The 26088-nt window shown below is 64.2% G+C and carries 23 protein-coding genes, 1 other RNA gene and 1 pseudogene; 12 read left to right on the forward strand and 13 right to left on the reverse strand.

Annotated features, from left to right (window positions below; all coding sequences use genetic code 11):
- The first annotated feature begins 82 nt into the window (after nucleotides 1–82).
- The 3 genes from JHD73_RS05430 to JHD73_RS05440 all read left to right on the forward strand — a co-directional run bounded on the left by JHD73_RS05430 (nucleotide 83) and on the right by JHD73_RS05440 (nucleotide 5645).
- Nucleotides 83–3853, forward strand: a complete 3771-nt coding sequence (locus JHD73_RS05430) for a DUF748 domain-containing protein (protein WP_199028572.1) — start codon at nucleotides 83–85, stop codon at nucleotides 3851–3853.
- A 31-nt stretch (nucleotides 3854–3884) separates the two neighbouring features.
- Nucleotides 3885–4242, forward strand: a transfer-messenger RNA (tmRNA) gene (ssrA, locus tag JHD73_RS05435).
- A 329-nt stretch (nucleotides 4243–4571) separates the two neighbouring features.
- Nucleotides 4572–5645, forward strand: coding sequence for a porin (locus JHD73_RS05440; protein WP_199028574.1), 1074 nt, complete (start codon nucleotides 4572–4574; stop codon nucleotides 5643–5645).
- Between the two features lie 250 nt (nucleotides 5646–5895).
- On the opposite strand, the gene rrtA is transcribed toward JHD73_RS05440, so the two are convergent.
- The 4 genes from rrtA to JHD73_RS05460 all read right to left on the reverse strand — a co-directional run bounded on the left by rrtA (nucleotide 5896) and on the right by JHD73_RS05460 (nucleotide 11568).
- Nucleotides 5896–6588 carry a rhombosortase gene (rrtA, locus tag JHD73_RS05445; protein ID WP_368735498.1) on the reverse strand — a complete coding sequence of 231 codons (693 nt, stop codon included), beginning with the start codon at nucleotides 6586–6588 and terminating at the stop codon, nucleotides 5896–5898.
- Nucleotides 6528–9002 carry an ExeM/NucH family extracellular endonuclease gene (locus JHD73_RS05450; protein ID WP_199028576.1) on the reverse strand — a complete coding sequence of 825 codons (2475 nt, stop codon included), beginning with the start codon at nucleotides 9000–9002 and terminating at the stop codon, nucleotides 6528–6530. Before JHD73_RS05450 ends, rrtA begins: the two co-directional genes overlap by 61 nt.
- Before the next feature lie 103 nt (nucleotides 9003–9105).
- Nucleotides 9106–11007 carry a bifunctional UDP-sugar hydrolase/5'-nucleotidase gene (locus tag JHD73_RS05455; protein WP_199028578.1) on the reverse strand — a complete coding sequence of 634 codons (1902 nt, stop codon included), beginning with the start codon at nucleotides 11005–11007 and terminating at the stop codon, nucleotides 9106–9108.
- Nucleotides 11008–11226: 219 nt separating this feature from the next.
- Nucleotides 11227–11568 (reverse strand): RcnB family protein, encoded by a 342-nt coding sequence (locus JHD73_RS05460; RefSeq protein ID WP_199028580.1) that lies wholly within the window; start codon nucleotides 11566–11568, stop codon nucleotides 11227–11229.
- Nucleotides 11569–11945: 377 nt separating this feature from the next.
- On the opposite strand from JHD73_RS05460, the pseudogene JHD73_RS05465 reads away from it, so the two are divergent.
- Nucleotides 11946–12116 (forward strand): annotated as a pseudogene (locus JHD73_RS05465) (MFS transporter); the annotation flags it as partial.
- Nucleotides 12117–12141: 25 nt separating this feature from the next.
- On the opposite strand, the gene JHD73_RS05470 reads toward JHD73_RS05465, so the two are convergent.
- Entirely contained in the window at nucleotides 12142–13011 is an 870-nt protein-coding gene (locus JHD73_RS05470) for an AraC family transcriptional regulator (protein ID WP_199028582.1), read from the reverse strand.
- A gap of 132 nt (nucleotides 13012–13143) precedes the next feature.
- On the opposite strand from JHD73_RS05470, the gene JHD73_RS05475 reads away from it, so the two are divergent.
- From JHD73_RS05475 to JHD73_RS05495, 5 genes are all read left to right on the forward strand, one after another.
- Nucleotides 13144–13692, forward strand: a complete 549-nt coding sequence (locus JHD73_RS05475; RefSeq protein WP_199028584.1) for a carboxymuconolactone decarboxylase family protein — start codon at nucleotides 13144–13146, stop codon at nucleotides 13690–13692.
- A gap of 205 nt (nucleotides 13693–13897) precedes the next feature.
- The gene (locus tag JHD73_RS05480; RefSeq protein WP_199028586.1) at nucleotides 13898–14323 is read left to right on the forward strand and encodes a universal stress protein; all 426 of its coding nucleotides are present in this window, start codon (nucleotides 13898–13900) and stop codon (nucleotides 14321–14323) included.
- Nucleotides 14324–14440: 117 nt separating this feature from the next.
- On the forward strand, nucleotides 14441–15073 hold the full coding sequence (locus JHD73_RS05485; protein ID WP_199028588.1) for a LysE family translocator: 633 nt from the start codon (nucleotides 14441–14443) through the stop codon (nucleotides 15071–15073).
- A 115-nt stretch (nucleotides 15074–15188) separates the two neighbouring features.
- Nucleotides 15189–16439, forward strand: coding sequence for a molybdopterin-dependent oxidoreductase (locus JHD73_RS05490; protein WP_199028590.1), 1251 nt, complete (start codon nucleotides 15189–15191; stop codon nucleotides 16437–16439).
- A 25-nt stretch (nucleotides 16440–16464) separates the two neighbouring features.
- Nucleotides 16465–16794: a cytochrome c gene (locus JHD73_RS05495; RefSeq protein ID WP_199028615.1), complete on the forward strand. Its 330-nt coding sequence runs from the start codon at nucleotides 16465–16467 to the stop codon at nucleotides 16792–16794.
- A 57-nt stretch (nucleotides 16795–16851) separates the two neighbouring features.
- Here the strand turns inward: JHD73_RS05495 and JHD73_RS05500 are convergent, their stop codons facing one another.
- The 6 genes from JHD73_RS05500 to JHD73_RS05525 all read right to left on the reverse strand — a co-directional run bounded on the left by JHD73_RS05500 (nucleotide 16852) and on the right by JHD73_RS05525 (nucleotide 21145).
- Nucleotides 16852–17079 (reverse strand): sulfurtransferase TusA family protein, encoded by a 228-nt coding sequence (locus tag JHD73_RS05500; RefSeq protein WP_199028617.1) that lies wholly within the window; start codon nucleotides 17077–17079, stop codon nucleotides 16852–16854.
- A gap of 47 nt (nucleotides 17080–17126) precedes the next feature.
- Nucleotides 17127–17708: an NUDIX hydrolase gene (locus JHD73_RS05505; RefSeq protein WP_199028592.1), complete on the reverse strand. Its 582-nt coding sequence runs from the start codon at nucleotides 17706–17708 to the stop codon at nucleotides 17127–17129.
- 29 nt (nucleotides 17709–17737) lie between these two features.
- The gene (locus JHD73_RS05510; RefSeq protein ID WP_199028594.1) at nucleotides 17738–18775 is read right to left on the reverse strand and encodes a low specificity L-threonine aldolase; all 1038 of its coding nucleotides are present in this window, start codon (nucleotides 18773–18775) and stop codon (nucleotides 17738–17740) included.
- Nucleotides 18776–18815: 40 nt separating this feature from the next.
- Entirely contained in the window at nucleotides 18816–19004 is a 189-nt protein-coding gene (locus tag JHD73_RS05515; protein ID WP_199028596.1) for a 4-oxalocrotonate tautomerase, read from the reverse strand.
- A gap of 29 nt (nucleotides 19005–19033) precedes the next feature.
- On the reverse strand, nucleotides 19034–19819 hold the full coding sequence (locus JHD73_RS05520) for a class II aldolase/adducin family protein (RefSeq protein WP_199028598.1): 786 nt from the start codon (nucleotides 19817–19819) through the stop codon (nucleotides 19034–19036).
- Between the two features lie 87 nt (nucleotides 19820–19906).
- Nucleotides 19907–21145, reverse strand: coding sequence for a YbfB/YjiJ family MFS transporter (locus JHD73_RS05525; protein WP_199028599.1), 1239 nt, complete (start codon nucleotides 21143–21145; stop codon nucleotides 19907–19909).
- A gap of 102 nt (nucleotides 21146–21247) precedes the next feature.
- Between JHD73_RS05525 and JHD73_RS05530 the strand changes: the two genes are divergently transcribed.
- The 3 genes from JHD73_RS05530 to JHD73_RS05540 all read left to right on the forward strand — a co-directional run bounded on the left by JHD73_RS05530 (nucleotide 21248) and on the right by JHD73_RS05540 (nucleotide 24389).
- Complete coding sequence (locus JHD73_RS05530) at nucleotides 21248–22156, forward strand: LysR family transcriptional regulator (RefSeq protein WP_199028601.1); 909 nt, start codon at nucleotides 21248–21250, stop codon at nucleotides 22154–22156.
- Nucleotides 22157–22230: 74 nt separating this feature from the next.
- Nucleotides 22231–23619 carry a nodulation protein NfeD gene (locus JHD73_RS05535; protein WP_199028603.1) on the forward strand — a complete coding sequence of 463 codons (1389 nt, stop codon included), beginning with the start codon at nucleotides 22231–22233 and terminating at the stop codon, nucleotides 23617–23619.
- 20 nt (nucleotides 23620–23639) lie between these two features.
- Nucleotides 23640–24389 carry a slipin family protein gene (locus tag JHD73_RS05540; RefSeq protein WP_199028605.1) on the forward strand — a complete coding sequence of 250 codons (750 nt, stop codon included), beginning with the start codon at nucleotides 23640–23642 and terminating at the stop codon, nucleotides 24387–24389.
- Between the two features lie 173 nt (nucleotides 24390–24562).
- Here JHD73_RS05540 and JHD73_RS05545 read toward each other — a convergent pair whose 3' ends face one another.
- Both JHD73_RS05545 and JHD73_RS05550 read right to left on the reverse strand, forming a co-directional pair.
- Entirely contained in the window at nucleotides 24563–25270 is a 708-nt protein-coding gene (locus JHD73_RS05545) for a hypothetical protein (RefSeq protein WP_199028607.1), read from the reverse strand.
- A 23-nt stretch (nucleotides 25271–25293) separates the two neighbouring features.
- On the reverse strand, nucleotides 25294–26088 hold a 795-nt coding region (locus JHD73_RS05550; RefSeq protein ID WP_199028609.1), incomplete at its 5' end, for a TonB-dependent siderophore receptor.

Consider the following 26088-nt stretch of genomic DNA (forward strand, 5'->3'; position numbering starts at 1 on the left):
TCAGGACCGCCGCCTTCCGCACAGAACGCGGCGGTCAACCGACTGACGAAGTACGCCACACCGTGGCCGGACCGACACCAGCATGAGCACCTCCCCCGACTCGCGTCCCGACCTGCAATCAAAGCCCAATGACTGGCGCGCACGGCTTGATCGTGTGCGCGGCACAGCCGGCTGGCAACGCGCCGCACAGGTTGGTACGTCGCGGCGCACCAAGCGTATCGGGTTGGGTGTACTCATCTTCCTGGTGATGTTCGGCCTGCTGGGTGCTCTGGGCGGACCGCCGCTGCTGCACCACCTGGCCGAGACGCAGTTGAGCAAGGTCCTGGAGCGGCCGGTCACGGTCGGCAAGATCAGCATCAATCCGTACACACTGCGGCTCGATGTCGACCAGCTCCACATCGCCGAGCGCGACGGCAAGACGCCATTCGTGGACGTCGGCCACCTCCACGTGAATGCCTCGTGGAGTTCGATCTTCCGCCGTGCCCCCGTCATCGAAGAACTGCGTATCGATGCGCCGCGCGTGCACATCGTGCGTACCGCCGAACAGCGCTTCAACTTCTCCGATGTCGTCGACAGGCTCACTGCGCCGGAGAACCCGCCCAAGCCGAAATCGACCGAACCGGCGCGCTTCGTGTTTGCCAACCTGCAGTTGACCAACGGCGCGATCGAGTTTGTCGATCAACCGCTGGGCGCGCAGCACAAGGTGGACAACCTGCAGATCGGCGTGCCCTTCCTGGCGAGCCTGCCGGCCGACGTGAACATCTTCGTGCAACCCCTGCTGGCAGCGCGCATCGATGGTGCTCCGCTCCACTTCACGGGTCAGACCAAGCCGTTTGCCGATTCACTGGAATCGAACTTGAACATCAAGCTCGACGGTCTGGAACTGCCCCGCTACCTCGGCTATGTGCCCGGCCCGCTGCCGGTGGCCGTGCCGCAGGGCAAACTGACGACCGACCTGACGATCGACTTCCAGAAGCCGAAAACCGGCGCTCCGGTGCTGCGCGTGCACGGGACCGCCGGCCTCGACAACCTGGAAGTAACCGACGCCAAGAAGGCTCCGCTGGTGGCCGCCAAACAGGTGCGCGCAACGCTGACCGACGTGCGCCCGCTAGACAACGTATTCCACCTGGACGCACTGACGGTCGACGGCGTACGCGTGGATGCAGTGCGTGCTGCCGATGGGTCGATCAACTTCGCGCAACTGGGCGGCAAGCCAGCACCGGCGGAGGCCAAGCCTGCCGCACCGGAGCCCACTGCCAACCCGAAACCTCTGGACGTTGTCATCAGCAAACTGCAGTTGGCCAACAGCACCGTGCACTGGCGCGATGCCACCACACAGCCGGCGGCGGACCTCGCGCTGGAAGACCTGCATGGCGAAGTGGCCGTACGCACGTTGGGGGGCCCGATCACGTTTGACGTGGGGACCAAGCTGTCTCAAGGCGGCACGCTCAACGTCAAGGGCAACACCTCGCTGGAGAAAAGCAATGGCGAGTTGGAACTGAAGCTCGACGGCGTGAAGCTGGTCGGCATCGGGCCGTATCTACGCCAGGCAGGCGCACCGCAATTGCAAAACGGTGCGCTGTCGGCGGAAGGCAAGGTCGCGCTCGACTTCGGCGCCGACAAGTTCAACGTGCGCGCAGAACCGCTGACGGCCAGCCTGGCGGATCTGTCGATGGCGCCACCCGCGGGCAAGGACACGGCGCTGCGCGCCAAGCTGCTGCGCGCCGACGTGAAAAGCTTCGACCTGGCAGCCCGTACGATCGCCCTGAACGAAGTGCGTGCGGATGGCCTGCAACTCGATGCGCTGCGCAAGAAGGACGGTGCGACCACGCTGACGCTGCTCGACGGCGCACCACCCGCCGCCGCTAAACCCGCCGCTGCCGCGGCCAAGTCCAAACCGAGTGCACCGGCCGAGAAGCCCTGGGCCGTGACCGTACAGACGTTCAAGCTGGACAACGGCGCGGTCGGCTTTGAAGACCAGACCAACTCACACCCGGTGAAGGTGCGCGTTGAACCGCTGAACGTGGTCGTGCAAAACGCATCGACTGATCTCGGTAAGCCGGTCAACGTGCAGATTGGCGCCGGGCTGGGCAGCAAGGGCAAACTGGATGTGCGCGGCGACGTGGTGCCGCAGCCGCTCAAGGCTGACCTGCGCGTGAACACGCAGAATCTGTCGCTGGCGGGCTTCGATCCATACCTCGACAAGACGTTGAATGCAGCCATCACCAGCGCGCTGCTGACAATGGACGGCCGCCTGGTGCTCAACCAGGGCAAGGCGCTGACGGTCAGCTACCAGGGCAACGCGACGCTGGGCAACGTGCGCTTGCAGGATCGTGTGACTTCTGACGACTTCCTGCGCTGGCGCTCGCTTGCGCTCAACCGCATCCAGGCCAACTACGACGGCAATACGCCTCGTGTGCGCGTGGGTGCGGTGGCGCTGTCGACGTTCTATGCGCGGATCATCATCAACCCGAACGGGCGCCTGAACCTGCAGGACATCCGCGTGCAGTCGGATGAGGAGCGCCGCTCGCTCACGCAGGCGCAGCCCGCCTCGGCTTCGGCCCCTGCTGCCGCCCCCGTCGTCAGTGCGCCGGTGGCCGTAGCTGCCGCCTCAGCACCGGTGGCCGCACCTGCGTCGGCCGTGGCAGCCACGGCACCCAAGTCTGGTGGTGCCGATTTGCGCATCGATGCCATCACGCTGCAAGACGGCAACATCCGCTTTACCGACAACTTCGTCAAACCCAACTACACCGCCAACCTGACGGCCATTGGCGGCTCGGTAGGCACCATCAGCACGGCCGCTAACCAGCCACCCGCCGACGTGGCCTTGCGCGGCAGTGTCGACGGCACTGCGCCAGTCGACATCCACGGCAAGATCAACCCGCTCGCACCCACCGCCTTTGTTGACCTGTCAGCCAAGGCCGACGGCGTGGAACTGACCAACCTGACGCCCTACTCCGCCAAGTACGCCGGCTACCCGATCACCAAGGGCAAGCTGACGATGGATCTGCACTACCTGCTGGACCAGAAGAAGCTGACCGCAGACAACCACATCTTCATCGATCAACTCACTTTCGGCGATCGCGTGGAGAGCAAGGATGCGACCAACCTGCCCGTGCGACTGGCGGTGGCGCTGCTCAAGAACTCGCGCGGTGAGATCGACGTGCACTTGCCGGTGTCGGGCTCGCTCGATGATCCGCAGTTCAGCGTCGGCGGCATCGTCATACGTGCACTAGTCAACCTGATCGTGCGTGCGGTGACAGCACCGTTCTCGCTGCTGGCCAGCGCCTTCGGCGGTGCCGGTGGTGAAGAACTCGGCTATATCGAGTTCGATCCGGGCACGTCGGTCATCGGCCCGGCGTCGATCGCAAAGCTGGACAAGTTGGCGACCGCGCTCAAGGACCGCCCGGCGCTCAAACTCGACATTGTCGGCCGCGTCGACCCGGAATTCGACCGTGACGGCCTGCGCCGCGAAGCTGTGAACCGCCAGATCCGCGAGCAGAAACTCAAGGACGCCGGCGATGCCGCAGAGGCCGACACCTCCGTCAAACCCGAAGAAGAGAACAAGTACCTGGAGCGTGCCTACAAGGCCGCCAAGTTCCCGAAGCCGCGCAACATGATCGGCCTGGCGAAATCGCTGCCGCCGGAAGAAATGCGCAAGCTGATGGAAACCAACGTGCAGGTGACGGATGCGGACCTGCGAGAACTCGCCCAGCGCCGCGCCAACGCCGTGCATGTGGCGCTGGCCGAACGTGTGGATCCTGGACGTCTCTTTGTGGTGGCGCCTAAGCTCAACGCCGAGGGTATCAAGGACAAAGGCAAGACCACCCGGGTTGATTTCGCGCTGAAGTAGCCCATCTATGGGATAATCACGTTTCTTCTCTGGGGCCGACCTGGTTTCGACGTGGGTTGCGAAGCAGCGGAGGGCATACCGAGGACCCGTCACCTCGTTAATCAATGGGAATGCAATAACTGCTAACGACGAACGTTACGCACTGGCAGCCTAAGGGCCGCCGTCCTCGCACTGGCTCGCTGACGGGCTAGGGTCGCAAGACTAGCGAGGTCATTTACGTCAGATAAGCTTTAGGTGAGTCACGGGCCTAGAGACGAAAACCTAGTGAATCGCCGTCGTAGAGCGTGTTCGTCCGCGATGCGGCGGTTAAATCAAATGACAGAACTAAGTATGTAGAACTCTCTGTGGAGGGCTTGCGGACGCGGGTTCGATTCCCGCCGGCTCCACCAAATACCGCACTCAAACGTCTCCGACGTTTGGCAACGAAACCCCGCTGGGCTTGGCTCTGCGGGGTTTTTTGTTGCTCTGCTCACAGCAGCCGATATCCCTTCCCGCGTCACACGCGGCCCGCCATTTCCCTGCCCTCTTACTGTTCACGCAATGCGGACGGTGCTTGCGAGTCGCTTACGAATTGCTGGTAATACGCCAACGAAATTTCACATGGCATCAATAGCCTGCGTCCTGCCGCTACGCCAAGGGGGGGCGAATGCGCTCATGCCATGCGCGCTTGGTCGACGGCGGCGACATCCTTTCACCCGAACATAAGTTGAGATAGACAGTGAAAAAAGCTCTCCTCGCAATGACAGCCATCGCTGCAGCCTGTGGCGCTTCCGGGGCATTCGCCCAAACCGCATCTGGCGTGACGCTGTACGGCCTGGCCGACATTGGCATCGAAGCCATCAATCACGTGCCGGGCAACAGCACCGGCGGTAACACCGCCGTCCGCATGAATGCCGGCAACCTGAGCGGTTCGCGCTGGGGCCTGCGTGGCACGGAAGATCTCGGCAACGGCCTGAAGGCGATCTTCACGCTCGAAAGCGGCTTCGACCTCGACACCGGTATGTCGGCCCAGGGTGGCCGCCTGTTCGGCCGCCAGGCTTACGCTGGCCTGCAAGGCAACTTTGGCGCCGTCACGCTGGGTCGTCAGCAGACCGCGCTGTACGACCTGTTCGGCGCCTATGACCCGATGGGTGCCAACCCGCGCTACTCGCTGGCCGCTGTCGACTCGGCATTCAATGGCCGCGCTGACAACGCCATCAAATACACCGGCAAGTTCGGCGGGCTGACCGCCATCGGCTTCTACAGCTTCGGTCGCGACAACAACGGCGAAGTGCCGGGCGCAGCCAAGGTGGCCCGCAACTACGGTCTGGGCTTCGCCTATGCGGCAGGCAACCTCTCGATCGGTACCGCGTATGACCAGTACCAGGGCGCCACGGTCGCGCTGCAGGACCGCAGCGCCAAGCGCGCCGCGATTGGTGCGTCGTACGCCTTTGACGATGCCAAGGTGTTCGGCGGCTTCCGCTGGCTGCGCGACGACGGTACGGCCAGCGCCACGGCCACCATCACGCGCACCAACGTCTACTGGCTGGGCGGCCAGTACCGCGTCATGCCGGCCCTGCTGCTGACGGGCGCTGCGTACTACACGGACAACCGCAACTCGAGCGCGGATCCGTGGATGTTCGTACTGTCGGCCGACTACTCGTTCTCCAAGCGCACCGATGTCTACCTGAACATCGGCTACGCGAAGAACAAGAACGGTTCGACGCAAGGCCTGAGCGGCTCAGGTTCGACCTTTGTTGCAGCGGGCGAAAACCAGACCGGCGCCACGATCGGCCTGCGTCACCGCTTCTAAGCCGTACGCGCCGGACGACGGCGCATCACCAAATCGTCGTCACCCGCACCTCCCTTGCGAGGCCGCGGCGTGACGACACCACGTTCATATCGACCTTGCCTCCTTGCAGGGCTCGTTGGGCCGATTCTCGATTGCTGAATCGGCCTCTTTTTGTTTCTGCCCGTCTCCCCTGCGACCCGGCGCACGCGTGCAATCTCGTACGCCGTCCGCGTTGCGCCACGTCCCAAACCACATCGTATCGACGCTGTACTCAGCGCGTTGCTCGCCCCGCAGGGTTGACTGGCGGGCCCGTGGCTTCTGGCCTGTGGCGGATCATGGAAACGCTCAGCATCAACGCACCGACAGCCAGCCCTGCCAGATGGGCAGCAGCAAGGGGCGGTGCACCAAGCCAGGCCACAGCATCCATGTTGACGCCACCGAGCCACTGCCAGACGGCACGGCCGACAAGCGCGGCCAGCACAACGGCGGCAATCGCTTCGCGACGCGCACGTGGCAGCAGCGCCAGCACAGCAAGGCCGTAGTTGATGCCGGAGAACCCGGCATAGAACTGCAGCCCAGGCAGGGCCGCAAAGAGAATCAGACCGATCAGCGTGGCGAGCACCATGCAACGGCGCCAGGCACACAGCGACGCGGGCAGGATGGCCGCGAGTGCGGTCAAACCACCCACGTTGAGCAGGCAGTGCGCCCAGGTGAGGTGGACGAGGTGACCGGAGACCAGCCGCCACACCTCGCCATTGATGATGGCGGCGCGGTCATAGCACAAGGCATCAACCACCGTTGCTCCGCCCGCCTGCAGCGCAAGCATCAGCAAGGCGGCCGCCAGGAAGCCCGGATGCACCGGGCTGTGCGACCGCCAGTCAGGCCGGCGGTGTGTCCAGGTGCTCAGGCGCGCCACGAACGACGGCGTGCCAGGGCGACCATGCCGGCCGTCAGCGTCAGCCACATCAGCGGGTCCAGCGAGCCCGAGCCCGAATCACCCACGTTGTTGCTGCCGCCGGGTGTGCCCGTGCTGCCTTCCGGGGTCGTGCTGCCGGTGCCCGGGGTGCCGCCCGTCGCTTGCGTATTGAGCGCAAAGTCAACCAGCACCGGATCGTGGTCCGAAGAACGGTAGGCATCCGGCGCATAGTACGTCTGCTGCTGCTCGGCGCTCTTGTAAGCGAACGAGTATTCCAGCGCGATCGGCTCGTCGGCATTGATGTGCCATTCATGCACGGCGCGCACGCGATCCGCCAGGCCGGACGTCGCCAGCGCGTGGTCGATGTAGCCGGACTCACCACCAAACACATAGCTGTACGCGTCCTTGCCGACGAACTTGGCAACCATGTCGGCGTAGCCCCTCTGCGCGAACAACAGCACCGGGTCTTCCTTGGCGTAGCTGTTCAGGTCACCAATCAGCAGCTTGCCCACGTCGGCCACGCCCGTCGGCGAGGTGGCGAGCCAATCGGCGATCAGGCCCGCGGCGCGCAGGCGGGTGGGGTTCCAGCAGCTCTGGCCATCGCCCTGGTCGGCGTCCTTGCCGGTGGCACCGGTACAACCCTTGGACTTCAGGTGATTGACCACCACGGTGAAGTTCTGCGTGCCACCAATACGGCGGAAACTGCGAGCCAGCGGCTGGCGGTTCTTGTCGTCAATCGCCAGCGTTGCGACTGTGCCAACCGGTTCCACCGTGCGGCTGTTGTAGATGATCGCCACCGTGATCGCGTCGCCGCCCAGCTTGGGCACGCCCGGATCAACGAAGCGCCAGTCGGCACCCAGTTGGCTGGTCAGGCGGCGGATAGCACTCAGGTCACCATAGCCATCGTTCTCGATCTCCATCAGGCCAACCACATCGGCGTTGATGGCGCGGATGGCCGCAACGATCTTGGCTTCCTGCCGCTCGAACTCGGCCTGCGTCTTGGCGCCGCGGTTGTTCGGATCGTCGAAGCCGGCACCCTTGCCGTCGCCATTGAAATAGTTGAGCACGTTGAACGAAGCTACGCGCACGTCTGCCTGTGCGTGACGCGCGGGCGCACCGGTGCGCGGGTTGCCGGCAGCGTTGAAGACCGGCGCAGCAGCACCAGGCACCGGTTGCAGACGCCACGCGTTGTAGCGCATCTCCAGCACGCCCTGCACACCGCTCACCGTGTAACCGGCGCGCACCGGGTTGGCGGCGGACAGACCCGGCGCTGGATACGGCACCGTACCTGGGTTCTGCTGGTTGGAGCCATCATCGAGTACCAGGCGGTTGAGCGCATTGGCCGCAGCCTGCGCAGCCGCACCGTTCGCAGCTGGGGCCACGTTGGTCGGCAGTGGCAGACGACCGTTGCTGAGCAGCACGCTGCCATAGCGGCCAAGCTCGTACGTCTCGCTCACGGTGAGCGTCTGCGGCAGGCGCACCAGCATGCCTTCATAAGCTGACAGCGACTTAGCATCGGCCAGAGGTAGCGTCACATCCACCGGCGTCACGCGGTTGCCACTGGAGCAGCTTGCAAGGCCATTCGTGGCCAGTGTCAGTTGGGTCTGGCCGTACTTCTCTTCGACCTTGCCGACGATGTGAACCAGATCGCCGGCACGCGCGGTCACGCCGGGCGCATAGATGAACAGGCCCTCAGATACGCCTGCCAGCTTGCGGCGCTGCGCGTCGGGCTGCTGCACGAAGAAGCCGTTGAAGCCGTTGGTGCCGCTGTAATCAGCCGTCACCACGGCCTCGATCTCAACGTTCTGGCCGGCCAGCGGCGACGTTGCCCCTGCGCCCTGCACATCTGCGATATGCGTGGCCGCCGCGCCGCACACGGGCAGCACCGGCGGCGGCGTTGGCGTACCGCCCTGGCCGTTGTACAGGCCGAGATCGGAGAAGTCGTCGACATTGAACGCATCCCATTGCACAGCCGGATCGAAGACTGCGGAGATGTTCGTATCGCCTTGCTTTACCGTGCTCTTGCGGCGCAGTGTGTGGTCCATGGTGCCGGCCGTGGCCGTACCCCAGTAGCCCACTGCAGGCCGGTAGCCGACTTGGCCGATGTGGTCCACCACCGTGCCGGAGCGCGTGAGGGTGATGGCATCGTCGCCATTGAAGGTGAACGCCGCAGTCTGGTTGACCTTGGAGCCGAGCACACCAGCCAGCGTGCTGTGGGCCATCACGTACACCGCGCCCGGGGCAAGCTTGCCGGTGAGCGCGAAGGACGTGGTCGGCGTCGCGGCACCGTTGTTGTATTGCTCGACCTTGTAGAGCGACAGATCGACCTCGGTGCTATCGGGGTTGTAGATCTCGAGCGCCTTGTTGTTCGATGTGCCTTCAACGTATTCGCTGAAGATGAGCTCGGCATGGGCTGGCAACGCCATGGAGAGCACGATGGGAAGGATGTAATGCAAACGCATGGGATGGGGTCGGAAAAGCGGTGCGATGGCGCACCTGTGGTTGTTGTATTGAGGCTGGAGCGTGCCGCGCCATAGGCGAGACATGCTCCAGCCCGACTGCGGGTCAGGGCGTTTCGATGTAGCTCTGCGTGCTGTAGTCCGCCACCGGCAGCTTGTTGAGCTGCTTGGTGGTGCCGGGCAGGCCATCCACATAGGTGAGGAAGGCTTCGGCGTAGTCGAGGCCGACTTCGGTACGGCGTGCACCGGTCACGCTCTTCATCGTGGTGTAGCCGTCCTGGCCATCCGCAAGGAAGTTGATGGTGACCACGCTGTAGGTCTTGGCCAGGTCCAGCGGCACATAGCCCGAGGCGGTCTTCACTTCGAGCTGGCTCAGGCGCGAGCCGGCGGCCTGGTTCAGGTCCACCTTCCAGCGCAGGCCACCGGTGTAGGGATAGGAGCCGGTGTTATTGGCGACCACCGATGCGATGGCATCCTCCAGCGTGGCCTTCACTTCGGCGCCCGTCATCTTGAGCTGCACCAGCGTGTTCTTGAACGGCAGCACGCTGTAGATGCCACCCACGGTCACGTTGCCGGCCGGCAGATCAACACGCACACCACCCCCATTCTGAATGGAGATGTCGGCGTTGAAGAAGGCCTTGCCGCGCTCCAGGAACGCCTGGGCCACGAGCTGCTGCACATCGCCGCCATGGGCGATGACATCGGCGTCTTTGTTGCAGACGTCGCCCAGCGTGGAGCGCGTGGCGTCCCGCTTGGTGCCGGGTACGCGGCGCAGGCACAGGTTGGTCGGCGCGGTGGCCACGACCTTCTTGCCCAGCGCGTCCTTGTCAGCCTTGTAGCCGGCCAGCTTGGCGGCCGCAGCAGTATCCGGCGTAGTGACGCGCAGCACGCCGCTGGCGGCGATGTCCTGGCGAATGGCGGCGGCGTCAGCATCGGACACCGCCACCGTGCCACGCTTGAAGGTGTCGCCAATCAGCACGTGCGGCGTGCCCTGGCAGTTGACGACATCGCCGTTCTTGTCGAAGTCCACCTTCAGCTCACCGACCACGTAGCTGTACTGCCACGCCTGCACCACGCAGACGGGCTTGCCGTCCTTGTCAGTGGTGCGGGTCGGGTAGTCGCCTTCCGGGGTCAGGCCCAGCGGCTGCATGGTGGCCTTGGGCCCGAGCAGCGTGTGCGAATCTGCCCCCACAATCACGTCGACACCGCTGAGCTGTTTGGCCAACGCCAGCTCGCCGGTGTAGCCCACGTGCGAGGCAATCACGATCTTGTTGATGCCCTGGGCGCGCAGGCGGTTGATCTCGGCCTGCGCGGCCACGGCTTCGTTGTCGAACGTGGTGCCCGCATCCGGGCGCGAAGAATTCTTGGTCTTGTCAGCGATGGTCAAGCCGATGATGCCGATCTTCTGCCCGTCGCGCTCCACCACGGTCGAGGCCTTCACCGGGCCCTTGGCCAGCGCGGAGGTGGCCGCAAACTTGGCGTTGGCACTCAGCACCGGTGTCTTGCAATTGCCTGCATGCAGGTAGTCGATGAAGGTCTTCAGGCCGCTATCGGTGTTGTCGAACTCGTGGTTGCCCAGCGTGAACGCATCAAAGCAGACCGTGTTCATCATCTCCGCATCGGCCTTGCCGTTGCTGAGGTTGAAGTACAGGTCTCCGGTGACGGCGTCCCCCGCGTGAATCTTCACCACGTTGCGCGAAGCACTTGCCAGCGACTGGATGGCGGACGTCACGCGCGCGAAACCGCCGTACTCCACGTCGATCGGCTCACGCTTGCCCGCAGCCGTCATCAGGTTGAGCTTGACCGACTCCGCATCGAGATGGGAGTGGTGATCGTTCACGTGCAGAAGCGTCAGCGACAGCGGCTTGGCTTCGGCGGGCTGCGCCGTTGTGGGCGGTTGGGTGGATGCGGTTGTGTCGTCACCGCCGCCGCAAGCGGCCAACGAGAACAGCGTCGAAATCAGGACGAGCGAATACGCGCCCGCCTGACGTTTGGAATGGCGTGCCATGATTAACTGCTGTGGGTTGGGTAAGACGCAGACTTTCAGCAATGCGGATGACGTACACATTGCGGGCCGCCATGGTTCTTTCAGCGATCCCTAAGCTACCTTTTTGTTTGCTTTATCTGCACCAGGCACATCCACTCGATTGACGCTGCTGCACCCAAAAAGAAAAAACCCGCGATGCTTTCGCAGTCGCGGGTTCTTGTTGATCAACGAATGTGCGCGTTATCCGCCGATGGTCACGTTGAGGACGACACCGCTCGGTTGCACGAGGTAATAACCGCCGTTGACACCAATCCAGTGGGCTCCGCGCGGCGGCGGTGCCAGATGATGGTCACGCCAGTTGTCGATGATGTATTGGCGATCGCGGTACTCTGGTGGAATCCGTTCGCCACGGTTCCAGCGGTGGGCCATCTCGCGATCGGCACGGCGGTCGACATCGACACGCTCTTCGTGACGGTCGCGATCCCCACGGTGGTCACGGTCATGGTCTTGTGCGTGGCTCGCGAGCGGCACCAGCGCAGAGACCGCCAGCATCAAGGAAATCAGAATCTTGGCTTTCTGCATCGATCTTCTCCTATGGAACGTCCGGTCAGTGCCGGACCTTGCTTCCAGTCTAGGCTTAAGGAGGCCTGAAGGCTGTGACGAACACGGTTAAGGATGTAACGGAAGATTATTGTGCGTCACTCGCAGGCTTGCGCCGTGTCAGTTCAGCGCGTCGTTGCTGGGCTGCCGTCTGTTTCCGCAGCAATCGTTTTCCACGTCTGGGATAACCGAAGCCCTGCCTCGAAACCCGACCGAGCCGGCCATGTACGCAATGCACAACATGGCGATCCTGCGTTGCTGCGGCATGCGCTCACGCCCAAGATCCTGACCGGGCAGCTCATGTCGACATCCTGTTTGCGTATCTCACGCCGTATCTGCAAGCGCGCCTGAACACCCCACCGGCCGCCGGGCGGAACTTCGCCCTCTTCCTGCCGGCGATGATGGTGTGGGCGGGCCTGAACTGGTCGATCTCGCCCATCGTGCGGAACTACCTGATGCACAGTGCGCCGGACCAGGCGGATGCGAGCCTTGGGATCAACGTCTCGGCCATGCACCTGGGCGTGGCGCTGCCTGCGGATGCCTGAAGCCTGACGCTCAGCGCATCTCGAACTGCTTGCGCCAATCGCGTGGCGACAGCCCGGTGCGCTCCTTGAACACACGCGACAACGCCGACGGCCCGGCATAGCCCAACTCTTCGGCCAGCAACTGGATGGGCCGGCCTTCGCGCAACCGCGTCTGTGCAAGCGAGACGCGCCAATCCGCCACATAGTCCGCCGGCGTCTGCCCGACGATCTGCTTGAAGGCTGCTGCAAACGCACTGCGCGACATGCCAGCGCGGGCCGCCATGGTGTCGAGCGTCCACGCTGCGCCGGGCGATTCATGCACGGCCACCATCGTGCGGGCCAGGCGCGGGTCTGACAGCCCGGCGATCAACCCCGGCTGGACGCCGGCGTCCTCGGGGTGATCGACCAACCAGCGCAGCAGCTGGATGCAGACCACGTCGAACAGTCGGTCAGCCAGCACGCGCTGGCCGCAGCGCACGCGATCCGTCTCAGCGAACAGCAGGGCCAGTGCCGCATCCAAGCCTTCTACTTTCTCTAGCGGCAAGACGATCAGCGCAGGCAGGCCGCGCGCTAGCGGGTTGAGCGCACCCCCATCGAAGTCGAGCGTGGCGCAGGTGAAATCCGATCCGTCGACAGGCGGATTGTGAAAGCAGTGCGCCACCGGACGCGGATAGAACAGCACGGCCGGCGCCTGCACACGAAGGTGTGTCGGCAGGCCGTCCACTGCATCTGGATGCGTGAGTTCCAACTCGCCACGCCGCAGCACATGCAGAAACCCCTGCCCAGCATCCGGCGCGAACTGCGTCACACCGCACAGTGGCCCCGAATGGAACAGACGTGCCCGCACGCGAAAGCGCTCCAGCAGGCCGGATAGACGATCCAGTGGATTCACCGCACTCATTGGACGAATTGGTATGAAATTGAAACGAAATCATCCAAATCATACATCCCCCGCCGCCATACTGCTTGCACGTCGACGGCGTACCCCACGCGCCCGGCGCTCCGATCCAACCCATCCATGAGGAGTGTTTCCATGACTGCCCGCGTTCCCCTGCATGACCGCACCAGCGCCCCCATCGACAGCAAGGCCGTGCTCGATCAGATCCAAGGTGCATTTGGCGCAACGCCCAATATGTTCCGCGCCGTGGCCAATTCACCGGCAGCGCTCACGTCGATGTGGGCCGCGTTTGGTGCACTCGGCCACGGGCGCATTCCGGCCGTGCTCGGCGAGAAGATCGCCGTGGCGGTAGCCGACCGCAACCGTTGCGAATACTGTCTGGCCGCCCATACGGCGCTCGGCAAGAAGGCCGGCGTCTCCGGCCACGACATGGCCGAAGCCCAGGCCGGCCGCGCCGCCGATGCAAAGACGGCCGCCGCGCTCGGCTTCGCACTCAAGCTCGTCGAGCAACGCGGCCGGATCGCAGATGCCGAGGTGCAGGCCCTGCGTACGGCCGGTTTCGATGACGGTGAAATCGTCGAAATCCTGGCGCACGTGGCGTTGAACCTGTTCACCAACTATGTGAACGTGGCCTTCAACGTGCCGGTGGATTTTCCGGGCGTGAAGCTGCTGGCCGCAGCCTGATCGGCCCGAGCGGCGGGAGACGCGCCACGCAACGTGCCTCCCATTTATGCGTTCTTTACACCGCGAGAGATCTCTTTACACCATCTTTGCGGCGCACTCCGTATAACGAAATCAAGCCGTATGCCCTCGCAACGGCGCCGCCCGGCCACCGCAGGTGAACCCGACCCAGCCTGCCGCCGCCCGATCAACGTGCAAGGAACACGCAATGCTCAAACTCCTCGTCCCCGTCAATGGCTCCCGGCATGCGCTGGATGCCGTGCGCCATGCAGCCTTCCTGTATCGGGATCGCTGCGCGTCCGACATCGTGCTGCTCAACGTGCAGGAGCCGATCGAGGGCGGCCGCGCCAGCGCCTACCATCCGCTGGAGATGCTACGCAGACTCGAAGAACAAAGCGGGGAAGAGGCACTTCGCCCGGCGCGCAGCATTCTGGATGATGCCGGCGTCAACTACACCGCTCAGGTCAAGATCGGGCGCGTCGCCGAGACCATTGCGCAAATGGCCGCCGCCAACCAATGCGACATGATCGTGATGGGCACGGCCGGGCGCACCGCTGTCGGTTCGCTCATGTCGAGCCGGTTGTCCAACCGGTTGATCCGTCTGTCGTCGATTCCGGTGACGCTGGTGCGGTAACGCGTTCAGCCAGACCAATACAGAAGCCGTCGATTTTTTGAACTTCTGTACCTGTCGGGCCATTCCCGGTGGGTGCTAGCCTGCAAGCTCATCTTTTCTCCGCTCGCAGGCTTCATCATGCCAACACTCACCAACCTGCTCACCTTTGCCCTGGTCGCGCTCGGCATGGTGCTGACGCCCGGCCCGAACATGATCTACCTGATCTCACGTTCGATCTGCCAGGGGCGCAATGCGGGGTTGGTATCCCTGATGGGCATTGCTACGGGGTTCGTGTTCTACATGCTGTGCGCGGCGTTCGGCATCACGGCGCTGCTGATGGCGGTACCGTTTGCCTATGACGCCCTGCGCTTTGGCGGCGCGATTTATCTGCTGTATCTCGCCTGGCAGGCCGTGCGCACCGGTGGCCGCGCGCCGTTCCAGGTGCGCGAGCTGCCGGTGGACAGCCCGCGCAAGCTGTACACGATGGGCTTGCTGACCAGCATGCTCAATCCGAAGGTGGCGGTGCTCTATCTATCGCTGCTGCCGCAGTTCATCGAACCCGCGCACGGCAGTGTGCTGGTGCAATCGGTCTGCCTCGGCCTCACGCAGATCTGCGTGAGTGTGACCGTCAACTCGATGATTGCCGCCACGGCCGGCAGCATTGCCGCATTTCTGTCCCGCAAGCCGAGCTGGCTGTCGATCCAGCGCTATTTGATGGGAACGGTGCTGACCAGCCTGGCACTGCGCATGGCAATGGAAGCGCGCAAGTAAGCGCTCGATAGGGCGCGGTCACTGCGGCGCACCATCCTCACCGTCGACAACCCTGATTGACACGGCTGCCGCCATGTCCTTGGATACCGTGAGGTGACTCCAAGGAGACGACGGCATGCACCCAGACGATCCGCAGCAACGCGCCCGGCGGCGCGGCGTACTCAAGGCGCTTGGCACGCTCGGTGCCGGCACCGCGCTTAGCCACCCGGCGTTGACGGCGCTGGCCGCCACCACAAGCAGCGTCACCCTGCCCTTCGACAACGGCGTGCGCGAACTGGTGGCCTTTCCCCAGAAGCGCCCGCTGATTCTGTTGACCAGCCGTCCGCCTCAGTTGGAAACACCGTTTGCGGTGTTCAACGACGGTGCCATCACGCCCAACGACGCCTTCTTCGTGCGCTACCACTGGGCCGGTATTCCCACCTCGATCGATCCCGCAACGTATCGCCTGCAAGTGGGCGGCAACGTCAACACGCCGCTGGACCTATCGCTGGCAGACCTGAAGGCGCTGGGCGAGCCGCGCGAGATCGTGGCCGTCAACCAGTGCTCGGGCAACGGGCGTGGCTACTTCCAGCCGCGTGTTGGCGGCGGGCAGCTTTCCAACGGGGCGATGGGCAATGCACGCTGGACGGGTGTACCGCTCAAGCAGGTGCTGGAGAAGGCCGGCGTGCGCGCGGGCAGCGTGCAGGTGGTATTCGATGGCCTGGACCACCCGCCGCTGGCCGACGCCAAGAGCCCCGATTTCATCAAGGCGCTGGAGATCGACCACGCGCTCGACGGCGAAGTCATGATCGCCTGGGCCATGAACGGCGCCGACCTGCCCATGCTCAACGGCTACCCGATCCGACTGATCGTGCCTGGCCATTACGGCACGTACTGGGTCAAGCACCTCACGAACATCCAGGTCGTCGATAAGACATTCGATGGCTTCTGGATGCGCACGGCCTACCGCATTCCGGACAACACCTGCGCATGCACAGCGCCGGGCACCGCGCCTGCAAAAACGGTGCCGATCGGCCGCTTCAATGTGCGCTCGTTCATCACCAGCCTGACCGATGGCGCGACCGTTGCGGCCGGGCGTGAACACATCGTGCGCGGCATCGCCTTTGATGGCGGCTACGGCATCACCGAGGTGGCATTCTCTGCCGATGGCGGGCGCACGTGGGTTGAAGCACAGTTGGGTGAAGACCTGGGCAGATACTCATTCCGAGAATGGCGCGCACCGTTCAAGCCCACGCGGCGCGGGGCGTACGAACTGAAGGTGCGGGCCATCAACCGCATCGGCCAGAGCCAGCCGATGACGGCGCTATGGAATCCGCCCGGCTACATGCGCAACGTGGTGGAAACCACGCGCGTGACCGTTGCGTGAGGAGGCCGACATGCTCGATCACAGAATGCTGCGCACCAGCCTCGCACTCGCAACGCTGCTCGGTGCCGCAGCCGCGCACGCGCTGGACGTCACGCTGCCGCCCGAAACCGCGCAATACAAGCCGAGCGACCTGCCCGGCTATCGGCTCGTGCTGCAGAACTGCATGATCTGCCACGCTGCACAGTACGTGCAGACGCAACCGCCCACGCTGCCGCGCAGCTACTGGGAAGCTACCGTCAAGAAGATGAAGGCGCCGTTTGGCGCCCCGTTTCCTGAGGAAGACATCCCGACGATGGTCGACTACCTGGTGAAGACCTACGGTGCAGAACGCTCACAAGCCAGTCCCGCCAAATGACAAGCGGGGCGATCCGGCCAAACCGGATCGCCCCGTTGTCATCACCGCGCTACCGAATCAGCGGCGGCGCATGTAGAACGTAAAGACCTTGTCGTGCTCGCTGTGCTCCAGCAGTTCGTTGCCGGTCTGCTTGGCGAACGCCTGGAAATCGCGCGTGGCGCCAGGGTCAGTAGCGACGATCTTGAGCACATCGCCGCTCTGCATATCGGCAAGCGCCTTCTTCGTGCGCAGGATGGGCAGCGGGCAGTTCAGGCCACGTGCGTCAATTTCCTTCTGGAACTCCATGTCTTCCTCTGGGTTTCGAGCGAACAGCTTGGCACTGCTCGCGTCAGTCATTCCGCTATTGTAACGAGCCGCGTGGGTTGCCACCGGCGCGGTGGCGGCTCGGCCGGCTCGCCGGTGCGGATGTCGATATAGTTCACAGGCAAGCCACGAGCCGTCAGGAAGTCAGCCACCGCATATCCGGTGCCGGCCGTCCACGGGCGCACCTTTTCAAACGGCTTCAGGCGGTACTCGGCCAACTCTTCCGACAGCGCGATCTCACCATCAGCCACCACGTGGTAGGCAATGATCAGCTCGTTCTTGCGGATGAACTCGTACACACCGATCAGCGAGATCGATTGCGCGTCGAGATTGGTCTCTTCCTTCAGCTCGCGTGCGATGCCCTCTTCGGGCGTTTCGTCACGCTCCATGAAACCGGTGACGAGCGCGAACATGCCTTCGGGCCACAACGCGTTGCGCGCCAGGAACATCTGCCCACGATATTCGACCACCGCTGCCAGCACCGGCAGCGGATTGTTCCAGTGGACAAAGCCACAATCCGGCACAGGACAAGCGATGCGCAGGCGGCCGGCGTTGTGCTGCTCGGCGAGCGGCGTGGCGCACTGCGGGCAGAAGCGGTAGTCGAAGCTCATGGTGGTGAGATGGGCGGGTTGACGATGAATCAGGCGGCTTGTTCGCAGGCGAGGCGGATGTCGGCGGCAAAGGCTTCCACCGTCTCGGGCCGCACATCCCACGAGCACATCAGGCGGCAGCCGCCTGCACCGATGAACGTGTAGAACTTCCAGCCGCGTGCGCGCAGCGTTTCGATGGCCGCCAACGGCAGCTCGGCAAACACGGCGTTCGATTCGGTCGGGAACATGATGCGCACGCCAGGCACATCCACGATGCGTGAGTGCAGCAGTTGCGCCATCGCGTTGCCGTGGCGCGCATTGCGTAGCCACACGTCGTTCTCCAGCAGGCCCAGCCACGGTGCGGAGATAAAGCGCATCTTCGAAGCAAGCTGCCCCGCCTGCTTGACGCGATACGCAAAATCCTCAGCGAGTCGGCGATCGAAGAAGACAACCGCCTCGCCCACCGGCAGGCCGTTCTTCGTGCCGCCAAAGCACAGCACGTCCACCCCTGCACGCCAGGTGATCTCTGACGGATGCACACCGAGCGACGCCACCGCATTCGCAAAACGCGCGCCATCCATATGCACACGCAACTGGCGGCGCTTGGCGATGGCGGCAATCGCGCGCACCTCTTCCACCGTATAGACCGTCCCTACCTCGGTCGACTGCGTGAGCGAGACAACCTTGGGTTTCGGGTAGTGGATATCGGAGCGGCGCGTGACCAGCGCTTCCACCGCATCGGGCGTGAGCTTGCCGTTCTCGCCCTTGGCGGTCAGCAGCTTGGAGCCGTTGGAGAAGAACTCCGGGCCGCCGCACTCGTCCGTCTCGATATGCGCCAGCTCGTGACAAATAACGGAGTGGTATGACTGGCACAGCGATGACAGCGCCAGCGAATTGGCCGCCGTGCCGTTGAAGACGAAGAAGACTTCGCAGTCGGTCTCGAACAGGTCACGAATGCGATCGCACACGCGCTGCGTCCAGGAGTCATCGCCATACGCGGGCTCGTGGCCGCTACCGTTGGCTTCCAGGAAGTACTTCAGCGATTCCGGGCAGAAGCCCGCGTAGTTGTCGGAGGCGAAATGTTGCATGGGCTGCATCGCGGGCCGGCGGCGTAATTGGGGAAAGGCGTTACTTCTGTTCAGACCAGAGCACGCCGCCGGTCGCCCAGTTCTCGCGCTTGACATCGTTGATGATGATGTCGACGGCGCCCGGCGCACAGCCCAGGGTTTCGCAGGTGACGCGCGTCACTTCTTCGACGAGCTTCTTCTTCTGCTCAACGGTGCGGCCTTCAAACATCTCGATATGGAAAGTCGGCATGGTGTCTCCGGTGTGAGTGATTCGCGTGTTCAGTCGCGATAAGAGGCGTCAATTTTATCCAGTTTGCGCAGTAGGGCCGGCCACTCCATCACGCCTTCGATGGCGCCGCCGTCTTCCAGCTGTTCGGCAGCGCGATCGGCCAGGTGCGGTACGGGTGAGACCACCTCGCCGCCCGTCAGCGCCTGAATCTGGATCTCGCATGCCTTGATGAGCGTGGCCATCAGCACATGGGCTTCTGCCACGGTGCGGCCGATGGTGAGCGTGCCGTGATTGCGCAGCAGCATGGCGAATTGAGCCCCAAGCGACGCAGTCAGGCGGGTGCCCTCTTCCGGCGTAAAGGCCAGGCCCTCGTAGTCGTGATACGCCATGCGCTTGTGAAAGCGCAGTGCGTGCTGCGACAGCGGCAGCAAGCCGTGCTTCTGCGCGGACACAGCAATGCCGGCCGTGTTGTGCAGATGGATCACGCAATGCGCATCGGGGCGCGCCGCATGCACAGCAGCGTGCAGCGCAAAGCCTGTGACGTTCACCAACGGCCGTGTTGCAGCGTCGGGCCAATCGCCAACGAGCTGGCCCGCACCGTTGATCTTGACCAGGTTGGACGCGGTGATCTCGTCAAACGCCAGACCGAAAGCGTTGATGAGGAAGTGATCCGGCTCACCCGGAACGGTGGCCGACAGGTGGGTGTAGATCAGATCATCCCAGCCGTTGAGCGCAGCCAGTCGATAGGCGGCTGCCAGGTCGACACGTACCGCGCGCTCGGCTTCGCTGATCTCGCCCCCGGGCACAACGGCACCGGGGCGCAGGGCAAAAGACATGGGGCTCCTCCAATGGAGGAGGCATTCTAGAACGTACGTGCCGCATGAGCGAGATGCGGCGCGGCGACCTGCGCTACATGCAGTCCATCACGCACGTACGGGCGAGAGGGGCGAAGCACGCCTGACCGCAATGAAGATGGCCACGCCCACCACTAGCGACACCGCCGCCACCGCCAGCGATGCACTGAAGCCACCCGTGGCTGCAAACAACCGATTGGCCAGCGGCGGCCCAGCAATCTGACCAATGCCATAGGCAGCCGTCATCAGCCCCATCAGGCGCGGTGCGGCGTGCGGCCACAGACGGCGCGCCTCGCGCATGGCAAACAGCGTGATCGCCGTAAATGGCAGGCCAAGCAGCGTGCTCGACAACGCCAGCCCCGCCACCGTCGGCCAGACGATGCTGACTGCCACGGCAATCGCCTGCATGGCATACGCCGTGGCGAGCAGCGAACGGTTGTCGCGCGCAAGGCTGATCCGTGTGGAGAGGAACGCGCCCAGCGCCACCCCCGCGCCGAACATCGGCCAGAACAGATCGGGCCAGATCGAGCCCGCCGGCAGCACCTTGCGCGCGATCACCGGCAGGAAGGTGGCCGTGATGATGTAGCCGAAGCCGGCCAGACCGTAGGCCAGAGTAACGGCCGTGGTGGCTGCATCCAGAGGTGGTACGCCGCCGATTGCAGCAGCGGGCGCGGCCGCATGCGCGTGGGGTTCGGGACGAATGGTCGACCACACCGCCGCTGTCAGCATCGCCGACAGCACACCAAACGCAATCCACGCCGACGTTGCATGCCAACCCAGTGCCACCATGCCACTGGCCGCCAGCCCCGGAATGGCAATGCCGAGCCCAGGCCCACAGAAGATGATGCCGCCCAGCGCCGCGTGCCCCAGCTCCGTCAGCTTGTGCAGGCACCACCCCGCGGTGAACACGAACACCAGCGCGCTCGCCATGCCGGCCGCAAAGCGCAGCCCAAGCCACGCCGGCTGCCCTTGCAGCACGCCCATCCCCGCTGTGAGCAGCACCGTGGCGATCAGGCCAATGCGGATCAGCCGCGCCGCATCGCCCCGCACCGCCATGCAAGCCAGCGCGCCCAGGAAATAGCCCAGGTAGTTGCCCGTTGCCAGCCAGCTCCCCTGCGCCAGCGACAGGCTGCCGTCGTGCAGCATCATCGGCAGGATCGGGGTGAAGGCGAAGCGGCCGATGCCCATTGCCACGGACAACGCGACCATGCCGGCAATCGCGACGCGCCAGGCCACGCCGCGCGCGTCATGCGCGGCAGACAACGAAGAGGAAGAGGAGGAGGACGGGGACGACAGCGCGGATTGCATGGTGGTGCCCAGACGGGGAGATCGGTACCTCATCGTACGCAACGCGATTCATTCCGAAAAATGAATTATATTGAACGAATCTATTAGCAATTGAGATGCATCATGGATCTGGCCTCGCTCGAAATCTTCCGGACCGTCGTGCGCGAAGGCGGCGTCACACGGGCGGCTCAGCAATTGCACCGGGTGCAGTCAAACGTGACCACGCGCATCCGTCAGCTGGAGACCTCGCTAGGGGTGCAGCTATTTGTGCGCGAGGGCAAGCGCATGGTGCTTACGCCGGCCGGCCAGACGCTGCTGACCTATGCGGACGACATCCTCCGCCTTGCCGCCGAAGCCCGACAGGCCGTGCAGCCACGTGAGCCGCACGGGCGCCTGCGCATCGCCTCGATGGAAAGCACCGCTGCCAGCCGCCTCCCCGGCCTGCTCGCCACGTTGCACCAGCGCTGGCCGCGCGTGCAGCTGGAGCTGGTGACCATGCCGACGCGCCAGTCGATCCAGGCGCTGTCGAACTTTGAAGTCGATTGCGCCTTCGTTGCGGAAACCGCCTGCCTGACCAATACGCGCGCTGCGCTCACGACCCTGCCAGCGTTTGCCGAAGCGCTGGTGCTGATCGCCCACCGCTCGCATCCACCCATCCGCCGCGCGGCCGATGTGCAGACACCTGCCTTGCTGGCCTTCGAGGCGGGCTGTGCCTATCGGCAACTGATCGAAGACTGGTTTGAGGCCGGTGGCGTGGCGCCGTCGCGCGTGCTGGAGCTGGGTTCGTATCACGCCATCATCGCGTGCGCAGCGGCGGGGATTGGCGTGGCGCTGGTGCCGCGCTCGGTGCTGGAGCTGTACACGAACGCGCCGGACATCAGCATCCACGCGCTCGACAAACCCGGCCGCGTCGACACCATCCTGGCGTGGCATCGCGACATGGCAGGGCCGGCGCTGCAAGCACTCGTGCAGGTGCTGAGCGAGCCGCATGCCACGGCAGACGTGCCCACCGCTGAAGCCATCGCCGCCTAAACTGGGTAGAACAGCTGGATACACAGACCCCGCCGCCGGTCTAACAAGAAAGGCGGTCACAAACGGAGGCTGTCATGCGACGGTCGTCTCGTACAGCGCAGTGCATGGCATGGATGGCGGGCGTGCTGACCGCCGCATGGAGCTGCCTGGCACTGGCATCTGCGCCGGTCGTGGTGCTGCCGCTCACAGGGGCCATCGGACCGGCCAGTGCAGCCTACGTCGTGCACGGACTGGAAGACGCGCACAAGCAAGGCGCACAACTCGTCGTGCTGGAAATGGATACACCGGGTGGGCTGGATGCGTCGATGCGGCAGATCATCCAGGCCATCCTGGCCTCTCCGGTGCCGGTGGCAGGCTATGTGGCGCCGGGGGGTGCACGCGCAGCCAGTGCTGGCACCTACATTCTCTACGCCTGTCATGTTGCCGCGATGGCGCCGGCCACCAATCTGGGGGCGGCATCGCCGGTGTCCATCGGCATCGGCGGGCATGCGCCGTCCGGTCCCACGCCAAACCCTGGTGATACCGCCAAGCCGGCCAGCGCCCCAGCAGCCGCCTCCAGCAACGAAGACACGCTCGCCCGCAAGCAGATGCACGATGCTGCGGCCTACATCCGGGGCCTGGCACAACTGCGTGGCCGCAACGCAGCATGGGGCGAACGCGCCGTCCGCGAAGCCGTGAGCCTGGACGCGTCCGAAGCCGCCAACCAGCGTGTGATTGACCTCATCGCCAACGACGTGCCCGACCTGCTCAAGCAGGTGGATGGCCGCACGCTGCGCACTGCCACCGGCACGGTCACGCTACACACCGCCGATGCGCAGGTCCAGACCCTCGAGCCTGGCTGGCGCAATCATTTCCTCGCCGTCATCACCGACCCGAGCCTGGCGTTGTTGCTGCTGACGGTGGGCGTGTACGCGTTGATCTTCGAGTTCTCCACGCCGGGCATGGTGGTGCCGGGCCTCCTGGGGGCGATGTGCATTCTGGTGGCGCTCTACGGGCTGCAGATGCTGCCGATCAACTACGCGGGGCTGGCGTTGATCTCGCTCGGCCTGGGCTGCATGGTGGCCGAGGCGTTCCTGCCGACCTTCGGCGCGCTGGGCGTGGGCGGCATCGTCGCGTTCATCCTGGGCGCGGTGATGCTGATCGATACGCAAACACCGGGCTTTGGCGTGCCGCTGCCGTTGATCGTGTCGATGGCCTTTGTGAGCCTGACGGTGATCCTGCTGCTCTCAAGCATGGCGGTACGTGCACGACGTCGGCCGAAGGTGACCGGCGGCGACACCATCATCGGCATGACGGGTGAACTGCTCGAACTCGATCCGACCGACCCCCGAGACCCGGCTGCCGGCTGGGTGCAGGTCCACGGCGAGCGCTGGCGCGTGCATTGCGACGGCCCACTCGCACGTGGCGATCGTGTGCGTGTGACCGCAAGGCACGGGCTCACGCTCAATGTCGTGCCGGCCTGAGCTTCTCAAGGAGAAGAAAAATGCTCTATGGATTCTTCAGCGCAGGCGGCCTGATGTTTCTGGCTGTGCTGCTGATCATCTCGTCGTTTCGCGTACTGCGCGAGTACGAGCGTGGGGTGGTGTTTCTGCTGGGCCGTTTCTGGCGTGTGAAAGGGCCAGGGCTGGTGCTCATCATCCCGGCAGTGCAGCAGATGGTGCGTGTGGACCTGCGTACCGTGGTGATGGACGTACCGCCGCAAGACGTGATCTCGCACGACAACGTGTCAGTCAAGGTCAACGCGGTGGTGTACTTCCGCGTGGTCGATCCGGAGCGCGCCATCATCCAGGTCGCCAACTTTCACGAGGCGACCAGCCAGCTTGCGCAGACCACGCTGCGCGCCATTCTCGGCAAGCACGAGTTGGACGAAATGCTGGCCGAGCGCGAGAAGCTCAACCTCGACATCCAGAAGGTTCTCGACATCCAGACCGACCCGTGGGGCATCAAGATCGCCAACGTGGAGATCAAGCACGTCGACCTGAATGAATCGATGATCCGCGCGATTGCGCGTCAGGCCGAAGCTGAACGCGAACGCCGGGCCAAGGTCATCCATGCAGAGGGTGAATTGCAGGCCTCGGAAAAACTGCTGGAAGCCGCGCGTATGTTGGCGCAGCAGCCCGAAGCCATCCAGTTGCGCTATCTGCAGACCCTGACGCAGATTGCGGGCGACAAGAGTTCCACAATCGTCTTCCCGCTGCCGATGGAAGCGCTAGGGGCGTTGAAGAAGGCTTAGTGGATGGATTGACCGTTGTGGGTGCATCCGTGGTTTCGCCCCCCGGCCAGGGCCGACTCACTTCCTTTGTCTTGCCAGAGAAAGTCAGCAAAGAATGTCGCCACATCAGGGACGAACGGTCGCACCACTGGGGCGCAGGTGGTTATGCCCAGGCGCGTTTGGTTTGGCTTGTTTCATTTCCCTCCAGCAGCAGCCCAGTCGATGGCCGCATCGAACAGTGTGCGACCTGTCGACGTGAGGTTCGGGAAGGTTTCGTTGTCGAGGAAGAAGAACACGCGGCGGGCGGGGGCCAGCGTTTCATAGTCCATCGTCGCGCCTTTCTCGTAGCCGAAGATGGTTGCCTTGGTTGGGTCACCCGCCACGCTGGCGATGATGTTCGCACCCAGGCCCGGCTTGCCCCAGCCCATCGGGGCGTCCTTGGCGTAGCCCACGGCCACGCCTGCCGGCATGCCGCCCGAGAGTGGGTGCGGTGCGTTGACCATCCACAGGTAGTGCTCCTTCTCGACCATGCCGAAGTCAGTGCCGAGGCGCTTGCCCGTCATCGCCAGGTCGTCGAGCAGGTCGTTCTCCCATGTCATCAGCGGCACGGGCACGTTGCGATAGGCACCCAGCAGGTCGCGCGAGCGCACGGTAGACGACAGCACAACGAGGTCGAAATCCTTCGCGCGCTCTGCCGGCTGGTATTGGTCGTACAGCGTGACGGCATAACCTCGCGATTCGAGATGCGCGACGATCTGCTTGTCGATGGGCAGGCTCTTGCCTTGCATGCGGACGACCATCAGGACCGTCTTGCCGGCGCCTGGTTGCGTATCTGCGGCAGCGGGTTGGGTGAAAGCGAATGCCATCAATGCGACGGCAAGGAAACGAAGCAGCGATTGCATGGGTTGCACTCCTGAAAACATCATCACAGGTCAATCTTCATGCCGAGCTTGAACAGGCGCGGCGCACCCATCGACAGACGGTTGTTGCCAGCGCCGGCCCAGTAGCGCTTGTCAGTCAGGTTGTCGACGTTGAACTGCAGCGTGGTGCGCTTGCCCGAGATGCGCGTGACATAGCGCACGCCAGCGCTAAACAGCGTGGTGCCGCCCAGCTCTGCCTGGTTGGCATCGTTCACGGGGCGCGGGCCGAGGTAGTACGCGCCCGCGTTGAACGACACGGAGCGCAACGTCGGCAGCGTGTACTCCGCAAACAGGCTGGCGGTGCTGCGCGGCGTGTTCTCGGGCGTGTTGCCGTTCAAGCCATTGCCAACGCCTCGGAACTTGGCATCGGTCCACCCGGCGGAGGCCAGCAGCGACAGATCTTTCGTGACGCGGCCCTGGGCGGTCAGCTCAACACCGCGAATGCGCTCGCGGCCGTCCTGCACAAAGATGTTTGCGTTGTTGGTGTAGCTCGCGGCGCGGTCGATGTCGTAGACGGCGGCGGCAAGCTGCGTGCCGGCCGGCGTTTCATAGCGCACGCCCACTTCCTTCTGTTCGGACAGCGCAGGCGGCATCGCCACGTTGGCGTTGGCGGCGGTATTCGGTGCGCGTGCGCCGGCCTCAAGCCCCTGTGCATACGACGCGTAGGCCGACAGCGTGGGCGTGAACTTGTAGATGACGGCGCCCAGCGGCGTGGTCTTGCTGGCCTCGTAGCGGTTGGGGGCCTGCGTGCTGGTGTAGCTCGTATAGCGTAGGCCAGCAATCACCTGCCAGTGCTCCGA

It is taken from the genome of Ralstonia sp. ASV6 (genome assembly GCF_016429285.1).
GTDB lineage: Bacteria > Pseudomonadota > Gammaproteobacteria > Burkholderiales > Burkholderiaceae > Ralstonia > Ralstonia flaminis.